The sequence below is a fragment of the Caballeronia sp. ATUFL_F1_KS39 genome (genome assembly GCF_023630985.1).
GTDB lineage: Bacteria > Pseudomonadota > Gammaproteobacteria > Burkholderiales > Burkholderiaceae > Caballeronia > Caballeronia zhejiangensis.
Genome location: NZ_JALQDZ010000036.1, coordinates 1 through 14039 on the forward strand (window position 1 = coordinate 1; position 14039 = coordinate 14039).

14 protein-coding genes and 1 tRNA gene are annotated in these 14039 nt (G+C 60.1%); 3 read left to right on the forward strand and 12 right to left on the reverse strand.

The annotated features are described in order from the left end of the window. Positions 1-219 precede the first annotated feature (219 nt). Positions 220-296, forward strand: a tRNA-Val gene (locus NCR93_RS17135). A gap of 60 nt (positions 297-356) precedes the next feature. Here NCR93_RS17135 and NCR93_RS17140 read toward each other — a convergent pair. From NCR93_RS17140 to NCR93_RS17190, 11 genes are all read right to left on the reverse strand, one after another. Then, a complete protein-coding gene (locus NCR93_RS17140) occupies positions 357-575 on the reverse strand; it encodes a hypothetical protein (RefSeq protein ID WP_033536141.1) in 219 nt (72 codons plus the stop codon). 100 nt (positions 576-675) lie between these two features. Continuing rightward, positions 676-1416: a DUF429 domain-containing protein gene (locus NCR93_RS17145; RefSeq protein ID WP_175979342.1), complete on the reverse strand. Its 741-nt coding sequence runs from the start codon at positions 1414-1416 to the stop codon at positions 676-678. Between the two features lie 107 nt (positions 1417-1523). Continuing rightward, entirely contained in the window at positions 1524-2738 is a 1215-nt protein-coding gene (locus NCR93_RS17150; RefSeq protein WP_008353342.1) for a porin, read from the reverse strand. Between the two features lie 10 nt (positions 2739-2748). Further along, positions 2749-4254 (reverse strand): aldehyde dehydrogenase family protein, encoded by a 1506-nt coding sequence (locus tag NCR93_RS17155; RefSeq protein WP_175979343.1) that lies wholly within the window; start codon positions 4252-4254, stop codon positions 2749-2751. Positions 4255-4265: 11 nt separating this feature from the next. Next, positions 4266-4724 (reverse strand): c-type cytochrome, encoded by a 459-nt coding sequence (locus NCR93_RS17160; protein WP_008353340.1) that lies wholly within the window; start codon positions 4722-4724, stop codon positions 4266-4268. Further along, positions 4721-5206, reverse strand: coding sequence for a c-type cytochrome (locus tag NCR93_RS17165; protein ID WP_175979344.1), 486 nt, complete (start codon positions 5204-5206; stop codon positions 4721-4723). Before NCR93_RS17165 ends, NCR93_RS17160 begins: the two co-directional genes overlap by 4 nt. Further along, on the reverse strand, positions 5203-5724 hold the full coding sequence (locus tag NCR93_RS17170; protein WP_175979345.1) for a methylamine dehydrogenase light chain: 522 nt from the start codon (positions 5722-5724) through the stop codon (positions 5203-5205). Before NCR93_RS17170 ends, NCR93_RS17165 begins: the two co-directional genes overlap by 4 nt. Positions 5725-5763: 39 nt before the next feature. Then, on the reverse strand, positions 5764-6417 hold the full coding sequence (mauD, locus tag NCR93_RS17175; RefSeq protein WP_175979346.1) for a methylamine dehydrogenase accessory protein MauD: 654 nt from the start codon (positions 6415-6417) through the stop codon (positions 5764-5766). Beyond that, complete coding sequence (locus NCR93_RS17180; RefSeq protein WP_175979347.1) at positions 6414-6971, reverse strand: MauE/DoxX family redox-associated membrane protein; 558 nt, start codon at positions 6969-6971, stop codon at positions 6414-6416. Before NCR93_RS17180 ends, mauD begins: the two co-directional genes overlap by 4 nt. Before the next feature lie 9 nt (positions 6972-6980). Continuing rightward, entirely contained in the window at positions 6981-8111 is a 1131-nt protein-coding gene (locus tag NCR93_RS17185; protein ID WP_241814090.1) for an amine dehydrogenase large subunit, read from the reverse strand. Positions 8112-8352: 241 nt separating this feature from the next. Then, positions 8353-9294 carry a helix-turn-helix domain-containing protein gene (locus NCR93_RS17190; protein ID WP_008353332.1) on the reverse strand — a complete coding sequence of 314 codons (942 nt, stop codon included), beginning with the start codon at positions 9292-9294 and terminating at the stop codon, positions 8353-8355. A 419-nt stretch (positions 9295-9713) separates the two neighbouring features. Here NCR93_RS17190 and NCR93_RS17195 point away from each other — a divergent pair, with 419 nt between their 5' ends. Further along, on the forward strand, positions 9714-11123 hold the full coding sequence (locus NCR93_RS17195; RefSeq protein WP_175979349.1) for a spinster family MFS transporter: 1410 nt from the start codon (positions 9714-9716) through the stop codon (positions 11121-11123). 32 nt (positions 11124-11155) lie between these two features. Here the strand turns inward: NCR93_RS17195 and NCR93_RS17200 are convergent, their stop codons facing one another. Continuing rightward, positions 11156-12625, reverse strand: a complete 1470-nt coding sequence (locus NCR93_RS17200; protein ID WP_175979350.1) for a sensor histidine kinase — start codon at positions 12623-12625, stop codon at positions 11156-11158. 224 nt (positions 12626-12849) lie between these two features. Between NCR93_RS17200 and NCR93_RS17205 the strand changes: the two genes are divergently transcribed. After that, the gene (locus NCR93_RS17205; RefSeq protein ID WP_175979351.1) at positions 12850-14025 is read left to right on the forward strand and encodes an acyl-CoA dehydrogenase family protein; all 1176 of its coding nucleotides are present in this window, start codon (positions 12850-12852) and stop codon (positions 14023-14025) included. Positions 14026-14039: the final 14 nt, after the last annotated feature.

The window sequence follows — 14039 nt, forward strand, 5'->3', positions numbered from 1 at the left end:
TCGCCAGCTTGCCAGTGGTCGCAAAAACACGACATTTGTATCTTGCTAGAACACGACATTCTCATGTTGCTCCTACAAACAAAACTCCGATAATTTGTGTTATGTAAACTGACGAACTTGCGGTCGAGCGGTCTTCACGTCCGAAAAATCCTCGATCAAAAATTTTCGCCCGAGAATCCCCACAACGCGAAACTTTCCCCTATAATTCGCGGCTTCCGTAGGCTCGTAGCTCAGCTGGTTAGAGCACCACCTTGACATGGTGGGGGTCGTTGGTTCGAGTCCAATCGAGCCTACCAACGACATTCAGACGCACCGTCGCGATCGTATCGCCACGGTGCGTTTTCATTTCAGGCGCGTCAGTCCCAGCAGTTGCGGAACGCCACCGCGACGATCACCGGCACCGTCAGCACGAGCGGAATCGCGAAGTACGGCACTTCGAGATGGACGATCCACGTATAGATCAACCAGGCGACGCCCAATGCGAGCGTGGCAAGTCCGATGAGCGCCGTCAGCACGTTGAGCGTGCGTGGCGTCATCCGCTTGCGGGAGGCTTCTTTGCCCGACGGAGTTTCCATGGCAGCGGGCGCATTCGAGCGCGATACGAGTACGTCTCAATTTTATACCGCCGTGCTCGCCGTCGTATTCGAATTCTTTTGACGAAACCGTCCGCCAACATCAGCAATGAAGGGCCATGGGAAGACTTTCCGAATCGAACTCGATGTCGTCGGGCAGACGGAATGTCGTTCCCGAAACGATTCGGCGCGCGGTCCATAACGCCGCGCATGCGTCGAGCACGTCGTCCAGCGACGCTTGCGCGGGCTTGCGCGCCGCGAGCGCCGTATCGATCGAGCCGCCGAAGCATCGCACGAGCAACGCGCGACGCAATGCGAATCCCGATGCAATCGCCTTGCTTTCGCGCAGGCCGTGCGCCGGACCGCCCTGCTCCATTCGCAGATGCATGAAGCTCAACTCGGGATGCACTTCGAAGACGCGCACATCTTCATCGGCGAGCGTGCGCAGCATGTCATCGACTTCTGCAATCTTGTTGCGAATGTGAAATGCCTGAATGGAGATTCGTTTTCCGGTGACGGCCTGATTGACCGCACACGCTTCTTCATAGCTCGACGAGACTAAAGCCGCGCGAATCGGCGGCGTAAAGACAGAGCTTGCGCGCGGACGTCCGAGTATTTTTCGAGCGAGCGTGTCACACGTCCGAACGCCATTCGATGAAAGACCGATCGGCATATCCACAGCAACGATAGCATTCGCGCGCTTCCATTCGAGCAGATCTTCGAAGCGGCCGATAACTTTCGTCGCGATCGTTCCGGTGCGACCGCATTGCTTCGCGACAAACCAGCCCGCCTTGCAGCCATCGACTCCGTACAGATCGGCATGTACATCGCGCTTAATGTTCATGCTGCGATCGTATCAACGATCATCAAATCATGCGTATCTCTTGAACGCGAAAAAAAAGCCCGGCGGGAAATCGTTCCGGCCGGGTCAAAGCACGCCCCTGGAAATACTTAAAAGTTATGCCGTATGCCGAGCGTCACGGACAACTGGCGATCGCTGTTCGAATTCGGCAGATTGGGAATCTGCGCGTAATTCGCCGGTCCACCCGTCGCCGGATCGATGCCTAGTCCCGCGCCGACCGCCTTCTGCATGATCGCGACGCCATACAGCGCAGTGCGCTTGGACAGCGCATAGTTCGCGCCGACGTTCACTTGATGAAAACGCGTCGATGAAACCCCGTCCGGCTTCGCATTGTTATAGATGTAGGCAAGCCCGAGTTGCAGGAACGGCGTCGCGGCATAAGTCAGATTCACTTCGCCGATATCGAACGCGATGTCGCGGCCCTGCGGATTAGCGCTATCGGCGAAGTACTGGCTATGCTCGAGACGACTATGCGTATAAGTCAGCGCGATAGTCGCCGGCCCGATTGCATAAGATGCGCCCGCGCCATACGCCTTCAACGCTTCCGCGTTCTGCAATTGACAATAGAGTGCCGACGGATTCGAACACGCGAAATCGCCGATGTAGCCGTTTGCTCCGCCCAAAGCCGCATCGAGCGGATTGTGCAGGTTCAGATAACCTGCGCTGATCGAGATGGGCAAACGCGTATAAGCCGCGGCGAACGAATATCCGCGCCGTTGCCCGAAGTCGCCTGCAATGCCGCCGAGGCTATAAGTGCCGCCCACCGAAAAGCCATTCCAGTCCGGGCTCGTGTATTTGATCGCGTTGTTGAAGTTGAACGCTTCGTTAAGGTTATCGACGTCGCCGATATGCGAACCATAAAGCGTCGCCCACGAATTGCTCGATACGTAAGGCCCGAGGAAATCGCTATACGAGTCGTATTGACGTCCGAGGGACAACGTGCCGAACTGTTCGTGCGCGAGGCCCACCCAAGCCTGACGGTTGAATAGCGCCCCGCCCTGCACCAGGCTTCCCGTTCCCGTATAGAAACTGTTCTCCACGTTGAATTTCGCTTGCAAGCCGCCGCCGAGATCTTCCACACCGAGCAAGCCGAAGCGTGAAGGCACGAGATTGCCGCCGGACAACGCGAAGTTATGCCCCGAACCGACGCTCCCGTCCGCATTGGTGACTTGCTGATTGGTCGTATAAGTCAGCCCTGCATCCACCGTTCCATACAGCGTCACATTGCTTTGCGCCGATGCGCTCGCGCACACGGCGAGCGCCGCTGTCGAGACAAGTTGCCGCGCGATCGTTTTAGTTGTCATGCAAGCGTCCTCACGCGTAGTTGATCAGCACCGACTTGGTCTCTGTGTACATGTCGATCACCGCGCGTCCGAGCTCGCGCCCGAAACCCGACTGCTTGAATCCGCCGAACGGCATCGCGTTATCCAGCAGCGAGTGGCAATTGACCCATACCGTGCCCGCCTTGATGCGCGGCACGAGCTTGTGAATTGCCGAGAGATCGTTCGACCAGATGCTCGCGCCGAGTCCATAAGGCGTGTCGTTTGCCTTGGCGACCACGCTGTCGATATCGTTGAACGGCATCGCGACGAGCACCGGTCCGAAGATCTCTTCGCGCACGACCTTCATCGAATGATCGGTATCGACGAGCACTGTCGGCCTCACGAAGAAACCGGCGCCGTCCTTGCGCGCACCGCCCGCGATAGCACGCGCGCCTTCATCGCGGCCCGCTTCGATATAGCTCAGCACACGATCCATTTGCCGTGCGGAAACCAGCGGGCCGATCTGCGTCGATTCATCGAGGCCCGGTCCCATCGGCAAGGATTGCGCGATCGCCGCGACACGCTCCATCACGCGATCGAATACTTTCTCGTGCACATAGACGCGCGAGCCCGCAGTGCAGACTTGTCCCGAGTTGAAGAAGATCGCATTGGCGACGCCTTCTGCCGCTTTATCGATATCGACATCCGGCAGCACGATAACCGGCGATTTGCCGCCGAGTTCGAGCGACATGCGGGTCATGTTATCGAGCGCCGCGTGACCGATAGCTTTACCCGTCGGCGTGGAACCCGTGAACGCGATCTTGTCGATGCCCGGATGACGCGCGAGCGCCGCGCCCGCCGTGTGGCCGAGGCCGGTGACGACATTCACGACACCCTTCTCGATGCCCGCCTCTTCGATCAGCATCGCGAGCCGCAATGCGGAAAGCGGCGTGTCTTCCGCAGGCTTCAGCACGACGGTGCAGCCAGTCGCGAGCGCGGGCGCGAGTTTCCACGATGCCATCAGCAGCGGAAAATTCCACGGAATGATTGCGCCGACGACGCCGACCGCTTCCTTGCGCGTATAGCCAAAGAAATCGTTCGACGGGCTATATGGAATCGATGCTTCCAGCGTGCTGCCTTCGATCTTGGTCGCCCAGCCGGCCATATAGCGGAAGCATTGCGCGGCCATCGACACATCGAGCCCGTGGGCGACCGTGACCGGTTTGCCATTGTCGAGCGATTCGATTTCCGCGAGCTCGCGCGCGTTCGCTTCGATAAGATCGGCAACGCGCAGCAAGAGACGCTCGCGATCGGTCGGTTTCATGCGCGACCATGCGGAGTCGTCGAACGCGCGGCGTGCGGCTTGCACGGCGCGATCGACATCGATTTCGTCGGCGCTCGGCACGCGTGCGAGCAGTTCTCCATCGGCGGGATCGATCACATCGAGTGTCGCGCCGCTCGCGCTATCGACCCATGCGCCATCGATGAGCATTTTTTTCGCCGATGCGAGGAATGCGCGTGTGGAATCGAGCATCGCGGGATGCTGGCTGTTATTCATCGGGTTGTCTCCTAGTAATGTTCCGGGACGGCGTTCACGCCGTTCTCCTGCAATTCCTTGACGAGCTTCATGCGGATACGCGCGACATCGGTGAGCGCGGGTCTGCGATGCGCCGCAATTTCTTCCGCCGTATAAGGCTTGAACGATGCGGGCCGCGATTGCTCGTTCATCGTCGCGAGCAACCAGTTCAAGACGTTCGCGAGCTCTGCGTCGTTCAATGCGGAATTGGCAGCGCCCGGTACTCGCATCACAAACTGACGGCCGTCGGGAAGCGAGACGAAATGACCGAGCGAGTTGCGCAATGCGGGCACCTTGCCGGGAATGCCCGAGCCATCGGCGGTGTGGCATCCCATGCAATTGAGCACCCAGTCCTGTCGCGCGCGCGCCGCGTCGTACGCCTGCGTCTGCGATGCCGCCGTCGTCGACAGCGCGGCCAGCGTCGCAGCGACGAGCATCGCGCGCGGCTTCATAGCCCCAGGCCCTTCACGACTGCTTCGCGACGCTGGTGCACGGCGGTCTGATCGAGCGGGCCCGCGCGCCATGCCTTGACTTCGGCGACGTCGAAAGGCTTCGCTGAACCATGCTGCGCGTTCAGATCGAACACGACGTAGTTCAATACATCCGCGATCTCTTCATCGGAGAGCGATGCGAAGCTCGGCATCTTGAAGTTATAGCTTTTCTCCTTGACCTTGATCGGGCCGAACATGCCATAGAGCACGGTGTGCCCTAACTGCGCGCGGCCATCGGCAGAGCCCGCATATTTGCCGGGATATTCGACGAGCGGCGGCGCAAGTCCGTCCATGCCTTTTCCGCCTGCCTGATGACAGACCGCGCATTTGCCATCGAAGGTCGATTTGCCGCCCGGGTAGTGCACTGTCTGTGCGAAAGCGCCCGAAGCAAAGCTCATTGCGCCGGCGACCAACGCCGCCATCAAAACACTTGCAGTCTTCATTGCGTTGTCGCTCCCAACAGGACCGATACCGAGCAGTGGTAATTCGAATTGCCGTTCGCCATGCACCAGTTGATATCGTTATTGAGCGATAGCTTGTAAAGCGGCTTTTCGCGTTCATTGCGATTGCAGAAGCAGCGTCCGCAGCTCGTCTTGCCGCAGCAGTCGTTGTACGACACGATGTAATCCGAGCCGTCGTGCGGATTGCGGCACGTTCCGATCCACGTGATCGGAGAAGGCGTCGTGCCCGGCGGGCAACTGCTCGACGTGCCGCCACAGCAGCTGCAAAGCCAGCCGTCGATCGCGCAATACTTCCAGTAGTCGCAACTCGTCGGATCATCGCTTGCCGATGAACCCGGCTTCTTCGGCTCCGTTGCATAGGCGGTGCGATCGACCGGCAACAGCGGCACCATTGCCGATCCGACCAGCACTTTCCCGAGCTTCGCCATCGCGCTGCGCCGCGAACTGCGTTGCGCGACGCCGCGCGCCTTATGTTCGAAGAATGAATCCAGCCATTTCATGGACGCTCACCTGTAGGAATGGAAAAGTTATCGGCGTCTTCAGGCGTGCTGCCCGACTTGCGCTTCGTGGTCGTGATGGCCGTGATGCGCGTGGTCATCGTGCTTGCCGTGCACGAATTCCTGCAGCGACGCGACACCGCGTTCCTTCGCTTCGAACAGGCTTTCCAGATGTTCACGCGTGTTCACGAGACCTTTCGCGCGGACCTTGCCTTCGTCATCGAGCAGCACGGCATAGGGCAGCTTGCCGATCTGATAAGCAAGGCCGAGTTCCTGCGACAGCACATACGGATATTGCGAAAGACCGGACTTGCGATAGAACGCGGCGTGCTCTTCGAATTCGCCATCGCTGGCAAGCACGATGTCGACCGAACCTTCGCGCGCCTGGATCGACGGAAGCAAAGGCAGCAGCTTCTTGCACACGGGGCACGTCGGCGAAAGGAAGAAGACGAGCGTGTTGCGCTTCGAGTTCGACAGGCCGCCGACCTTCACTGCGCGGCCGGCGATATCGCCGAGTTCGAACACCGGTGCGATCGCGCCGACGGCCGGTCCCTTGTCGATCATGAGCGCGCCCGCGGGCATCATGCGTTCATAGAGAATGCCGACTTGGCGAACAAGTGCGAGACAGATCGCGCCGAGCGCGAGCAAAGCGGCCCACGACAGTGCGGCCGAAATCATCAGGGCGGTTTGCATCATGAATTCCTCAGAGAATCGAGCTTGGGGAGATTGACCAGCAGCACGTCGAGCGTGAACCACGCGGCGACGGCGAAAAGCGTGCAGGCGCCTGCGCTCAGATAGTCGAACCACATCAGCGCGCGGCTCGTAGCGGGAATGAGTGCGGCGGCCGCGAGCGCGGCGAGCATCAGAGCACGCGCGACGTGCCACCATCCGATCGACTTAGGCGTGCGCGTCGATGAGCTTGCTGCGATGAAGCCCGAGCAGCCACAATCGATGTCGGTATGACCGCGCAGCACGTTGATCGCGAGCGCCGCGCCGAAGAGCACGAAAAGCGCGGCCAGCACGATGGCGCTGACCATGCGGGTATCGGCGAACAACACGCCGATCGCGCCAGCCGCTTCGAGTGCAGGCAACGCGAACGACAACGGCGTCACTGCGAACGACGGCAGCAAGGCGAACGCTTCGAGCGAAGCGCGAAAGCGTGATGGTTCGCGCCACTTCGGCGCCGTGCCCGCGAGTGCGATGATCGTCGCGCTTGCGATGCACACCATGAGAATGACGGGATCGATCATCGCGTCACCTCAAGGGTTGAGCAGCAACGTCGACGTCGTGCCGAGTTGCTTTTCGACATGCTGGCGCTTGCCGGTCGTCGCGTCCATCACGACGAGATCGGATGTCGGCGTGAGGCCGTAGAAGAGCGGCTTGTCATCGGTGCTGACCTGAATCGCGAGCAGCGGATCGATCTTCTGCTTCGCGAGATCCCAGCGTGCTACGCGCTTCTTGCTCTGCGTGTCGTAGACCCAGATCTCCGTGCCCGGCTCTTTATGCGAACCGTCCGCGCCCTTGTGCATGGCCACGTAAAGACGATGTGTGCCCACATTCAGCGCGGTCTGCTGCAAGCCTCCCGGACGCCAGCCTGCCTTGCGTTCCTGATCGTTCAGCAAGGACCACGACGTTCCGAACACCGGGGCATCGCCGGAGAAATCGGCGGTACGCACGTTGCCGTTGAACGTGGTGAAGAGATACTGGTTGCCGTCGCGCACCGCGTTGATGAAGGCCGGGTCTTTATCGACGTCGATGAACGCGTCGGAGAGCTTGCGGCTCGCTTCCTTGCCGCTTGCATCGAGCTTGATGGTGAGCGCCTTGCCGCTCTCGCACAGTGCCGAGAAGCGGTCATTGCCGCTCGGATACGCGAGCACGCAAGCATCGGTGTCGATCTCTCCGAGAACCTTCTTCGCGGCCGTATCGATGACCGTGACCGATGTCGACGGCGTGATGTTCGACACGTAAAGTCGGCTACCGTCTTCCGAGAGGATCGTGCTGTAAGGCGTCGGCACGGTCTGACCGTGCTTGGCCGGGATCACGATTTCATCGGTCACCTCGAGCGTCGTGTTATCGATGATCTCGACTACATCGGTGCGTGCGCCATGGCTGCCGCGCGCGAAATACGTCGTCGCGACATAGCTCGTCTTGTGGTCGGGGGAGATCGTGAAGCCCGGAGCGAAGCCTGCATCGATCTCGCCGAGGAAGCGCTTCGTGTCGCCGTCGAAGACATGAACGCGCGCATCGGTCATGCTCGCAAACGACACATCCGTCACGAACACGCGATGCGGGCTATAGGGCGGGACCTTCGCAACCGTCAGTTCTTCCGGCTTTTCGGCCGCGCCCGCGTGCGGCTGACACGCAAGCAGTCCATACAGTAAGGCCCCCATGGCGGTGGCTAGCCGTCTCATCTCCATCTGTGCGTCTCCTTGTTTATCGTCGAAACGACTCTAAAGACGACAATAAAAAGAAGCACTTCGGAACCGGCAGCGCGTGCGTGCCGAAATGGAGCATTCGAAAGGGAGCCGACAGAGATGAGGCTTTTCGCGCAGATTTTCGAAGCACGAATGCCGATATCAAGCCGCGACAATGCGGCCTGTTATCGGCAACCAGGAATGCGTGAAGCGCTGTTCAGCGGGCGCGCGGCGTTTGAGAGGGAAGTTCGCCGAACAGGCTTTTGTAATCGCTCGCGAAGTGGCCGAGGTTGGAAAATCCCCAGCGCATTGCAGCCTCGCGAACCGGTACTTCGCTTTGCGATGTCGTCGTAAGAAGCCGTCTCACCTGAGCAAGGCGCACGGCTCGCAGATAACTTACAGGGTTCATCTGCGTGACGGATTGAAAGCTGTTTTGAATGGTGCGGCGGCTCACGCGCAGTTTTTCGCATAAATCCAGCACCGATATCGGCTGCTCCGGACGCGCAAGCACGAGATCGTGTGCGCGCCGCACGACGTCGGCGCGGCACGCATAAGTGAGCCGGTCCTCGCGCGTCGGTACATGAAACGTCAGGAGGTCGAGGATGCTTTCCGTGACCGTATGTGTGAAGCGATGCGCGCCATCATCGGACAAAATCGGATTCCGGTCCGCCAGCACGGTCTCGACCGCCGCGATGATGCGCTTACCCGCACGCGCGCCGGCCGCGCCGGGAATGCTCAGCACATGACGGCTGAGGATTTCGTCCTGCACATCGACGCCCGCCGCGTCCGCCGCTGAAGCAAGCAATTGCGCATCGATGGCGACGCCAAGCATCGACATATCGGGCGGCGAATGCAGAAGAAATTCCTTGTCGCCGGGCGCGACGACGAGCGCGTTTTCGTCGACCCGCACGCCCTGAAACGAGAACGGCGCGCCACCGCCGAGCACGAGTCCGAACGTGACGAATCCGGCCGGCAATTGCCCGCGCTGAACGATACGCACGTTCGCAGATTCCTGAAAGACCTGAACGCCCGCTAATGAAACCTGCTTCACCGTGCTGCGGAATGCGCCCTCGCCCACCTGGTCATAGCGCTGCTCCCACCCAGCCAGCGCATGCGCGTGGTGGTCGGCGTCCTCGAAGGTTTCGTAGTTGGCGTACATGCCCTCCTCCTGCTGCTTGCGTCGCCTCGACGCGACTGCTTATAGGTTTTCAATTTTTTGCGTCAAGCTTTTCGATTCTTCTCCTCTAGTGCCTGTTGCGCAATCCTAGGAATGCACGATTGAAAAACACATGCGCTCATGCGTAGGCGAACACGCGCTATCGCGAAGTTCAGTAATTACTTTAACAACTAGTTCGCAGAATTGCACCCTGATAGTGCGCCCAAGAAGGTTCGCAGATCAGAAGTCTGCGTTGTGACCTCGCGACACGGCAAATCAGTCAAAAGCGCATCTATCGATAAATGCCGCCGATGTCGATTCAAATTTGCCTCACTGATGATCGCATCCCTTTTCGGCGAATTTGACGCCGATATCCTCCGCATCGACACTGCCTCACACCCGAACCTCACTTCCCAACCACCATGAAGCCCAAAAGCAAGCGCTATACATACGAGTGGTATGTCGTCGTGATCTGCATGCTGGCTTATGTGTTCTCGTTCATCGACCGGCAGGTGCTCGCGCTTATGATCGAGCCGATCAAGCGCGATCTGCATCTCAGCGATACGCAGTTCAGTCTCTTGCACGGCTTCGCGTTCTCGCTTTTCTACGCGGTGATGGGCATGCCGATCGCGTACCTCGCGGACCGTTTCGCACGTCCGCGCATCATCGCTGCGGGCATTGCGCTGTGGAGCGTCGCGACCGCGGCATGCGGCCTGAGTCAGAGCTTCGTTCACATGTTCGTCTCGCGCATGAGTGTCGGCGTGGGTGAAGCCGCCCTATCGCCGGGAACCTATTCGATGCTCGCGGATTTTTTTCCCAAGGAAAAGATGGGCCGTGCAATCGGCATCTATTCGCTCGGCTCGTTCATCGGCGGCGGCATTGCATTTCTTGTCGGCGGTTATGTGATTGCATTGCTCAAGCACGCGAGCGTGTTCGCCTTGCCGCTGGTCGGCGAACTACGCGCATGGCAATTGACGTTCTTCATCGTCGGATTGCCGGGTCTTCTCGTCGCCTTCGTCTTCATGCTGACGGTACGCGATCCCGCGCGCAAAGGACTTGCGCAGGACGGGTCGGGCAAGGTCAAGCGAGTCGCGATGGGCGATGCGCTGCGTTTCATCGCCAATCATCGCAAGACCTTTTTCTGCCACTACGTCGGCTTCTCGTTCTATGCGATGGGCCTGTACTGTCTGATGAGCTGGACACCTGCGTTCTATATGCGCCGTTTCGCTCTCTCGCCGGTCGAAACGGGTTATATGCTCGGCATCGTGATGCTCGTCGCCAATACGACGGGCGTATTCTGCGGCGGCTGGCTCAGCGACTGGCTGCTGCGTCGCGGACACACCGATGCGCCGATGCGCGCAGCGTGGATCGGCGCGGCATGCATGCTCGCTCCTGCGATCGCGTTCACTCAGACGACGAGCCTCGCCGCATCGCTCGCATGGCTCGTCGTGGCGATGTTCTTCGCGTCGTTCCCATTGCCGACTTCGGCCGCCGCCATGCAGGCACTTGCGCCGAACCAGATGCGCGCACAGATATCCGCGATGTTCCTGCTGGTATCGAATCTCATCGGACTGGGTCTCGGCACGACGCTCGTCGCGCTTATCACCGACAAGGTATTCGGATCGCCGCTCGCGGTTGGTCACTCGATGGCCATCATCAATGCCGTGGCGATCGGGCTTGCTGCCGTGCTGCTTTTCGTCGGATGCAGCCAATACCGATCGAGTCTCGAACGCGAAACGCGTGAAGCGCGCGTGACGATCGATAGCCCGGGCCTGCATGAGAGCATGCCCTCCGGCGCGACGCCGACACCTCGATATGCCGAGCGCTGGTGATCCATGTTGCTCACTCAACGCGCAACGTCGTGTCAATCCGTATGGTGCAACAAGGGCAACGCGAAGCAGCATTCCAGTCCGCCGCCCGCCGCGCGTTGCGCCCAGATCCGTCCTTCGTGACGCGACACGATGTTCTTGCACAACGACAGGCCGATGCCGTTGCCGCCCGCCTTCGACGACGAGAAGCCGTCGAACAGGCGTTCGAGCGCATCATCGGGCACGCCTGGTCCGTCGTCGATCACATGCAGTTCGGCTGTCTTTCCGTTCATCATCGCGGCAAGCGTGACGGTGCCGGCAGACGGTTTCATGCCGCTCATTGCTTCGACTGCGTTGAATGCCAGATTGAGGATCACCTGACCGATAAGCACGCGCTCGCAGCGTATCGGCAACGGCTCGTGCGATGGCTCGATCCTGACCGTCACGCCTTCGTCTCGCGCGCGCAACTGGATGAAGTATGCGACATCCGCGAGCACGTCGCGAAGATCGGTCTGAGCTTCGGCAGGCTCCCGCTTCACGATGAACTCGCGCACGCTCTTGATGATATGCGCCGCGTGCTCTGCTTGCCGGTCCGCTGCACGCAGGCCCCAGATCGCGCTGTCGATGGAATCTGGCTGCGCGAGCCGCTGAATCGCGCCTTCGATGAAGTTGCGCACGGCAGCGAGCGGCTGGCTCAACTCGTGTGCGATCGCGGTCGCCATTTCGCCCATAGCGTTATAACGTCCCGCGTATTCGAGCATCCGCGCTTCGCTTCGCCGGGCTTCCTCGATCGCCACTTCATCGCTGATGTCGCGGAAATGAACCAGTGTGCCGTCTTCGATATCGATGCGCCTGCACGTTATGCGCAGCCATCGTTTCGCGCCGTCACGACGCGTGATCGCATAGCGTTGCGCGGGCGTCGAATGTTGGCGCGTCGCACTGCGCAACTGGGTGACGAGCCGGTCGCGATCGGATCTCGTGCAATAGTCGAGCGCGACGCCGAGCGGCGCATCGTTCGCGACACCGAGCACGCGTCGTCCCGATTCGCTGATGAAACTCACCTTGCCGCGCGGCGTCAGCACTGCAACGCCCTCACCCAGATCCTGCATGTATTCGCGCAAGCGTGTTTCATAGCGGCGCAATTTCTGCCGCATTGCATCTTCAGCGCTGATGTCGCGAAACTGCACCATCACAACTTCGCGTCCCGTGAGCGGTACGTATGTCGCGATTGCCTCGGACAGCATGTCGACGCCCGCGCGCGAGCGATAACACCACTCATAACTTTGCGGACCTTCCGTGATGGAGCGATCCATCGCATTCACGGCAATTTCGCGGCGATACCTGATGTCATCGCGCGTCATATCGTGCGCCTTGAGCGGAAGCAATTCTTCCACCGAAAAACCCAGCGCGATGCATGCTGCGCGATTGGCCCACACGATGGCCTTCGTTTCGGCGTCGTGTAGCAGCACGCATTGCGTCAGCGCATCGAGCAGGCGGTGGAAATCGTCTTCGGTGGGGAAGTTCATGTCGTGGCGCATGGGATACATGGTTGCAACGCTAACCATAGCATCGGCGCGTCCCGCACGTCCCTAAAGATTTCTTTAGCCGGACGGGAGGCTTCACCGAATCGCACGCTCGCCTTCCCAATTGTTTCAGCCTTTTTGCATTCCTAGACTGGCATTACTGCGTGTGGCTCGAAAGCACTTCAACTCAATCTCATGCGCCATACGAACGAAAAGGAGATGTCCCCATGTCAGCATCCGCGATTGCAGTCGCCCTTCGCGACGATCTGTCCAGTCAAACCGACGCGATAGCGCTCGACGATGTGATCGCCGAAATCGCCCGGCGTCGCGATGAATTCGACCGCGTGTCGCACGTACCGCGCGATGTCATCGACAAGCTCAAGCGCGCAGGTATCTATCGTGCGGCCACGCCAAAACGATTCGGCGGTGACGCGCGCGCACCGGGAGAATTTCTGCAGATGATCGAGCGCATCGCTGTCGCTGACGGCTCCGCCGCATGGGTCGCGAGTTTTGGATCAGCGAATCTCTATCTCGCCGCGTTGCCGCTTGCGACGCAAGCTGCAATCTACGCCGACGGTCCCGACCAGGTGTTTGCGGGCGGCCTCTTCCCCGTTCAGAACGCACAGCCAGCATCGGGCGGCTATCGCGTGAGCGGCACATGGAAGTTCGCGAGCGGCTGCAAGGGCGCGGACTGGCTCGGCGTCGGCATCGGCACCAGCAAGCCGGGTGAAGCACCAGGCAAGCCGCGTACGGCCGTGTTTCGCCCCGCGCAAGTCGAGATCGTCGAGAACTGGAACGTCGTCGGCATGCAGGGCACCGGGAGTCACGATTTGCGCGTGACGGATCAATTCGTTGCTGAAGACTGGACGTTCGTTCGAGGTGGCCCATCAACGGTCGATGAACCGCTCTATCGCTATCCGACCATCGCTTATGCGGCGCAAGTGCTCGCCGTCGTGAATCTCGGTCTGGCGCGCGCAGCGCTCGATGTCGCGAATCATATGGCCGGAGGCCGCAAGACAACGACAGGCGCGCCGCAACTCGCCGACCGCGCCTACTACCGGATCGAGCTTGCAAAAGCGGAAGCACAACTGCGCAGCGCACGGGCCTTCTTCTACGAATCGACCGACAGCGTATGGCAATCGATTCTCGCGGGCAATGAAGTTATGCCGGAACAAGTGAGCCTGCTACGCCTCTGCGCAACGCAGATTGCGCGTGAGGGCGCCGATGTCGTGAATCGCGCCTATCGACTAGGCGGCACGATGGCGATCTATCGCACGCATCCATTGCAACGCCTGATGCGCGACGCGATGGTCGTCACGCAACACGCATTTCTCGGCGAAGGGAACTACGACGGCGCGGGTGCCGTGTTCGTCGGTGTGCCGCCCATTCCCGGCTATCTTTGATCCCCATTCATCGC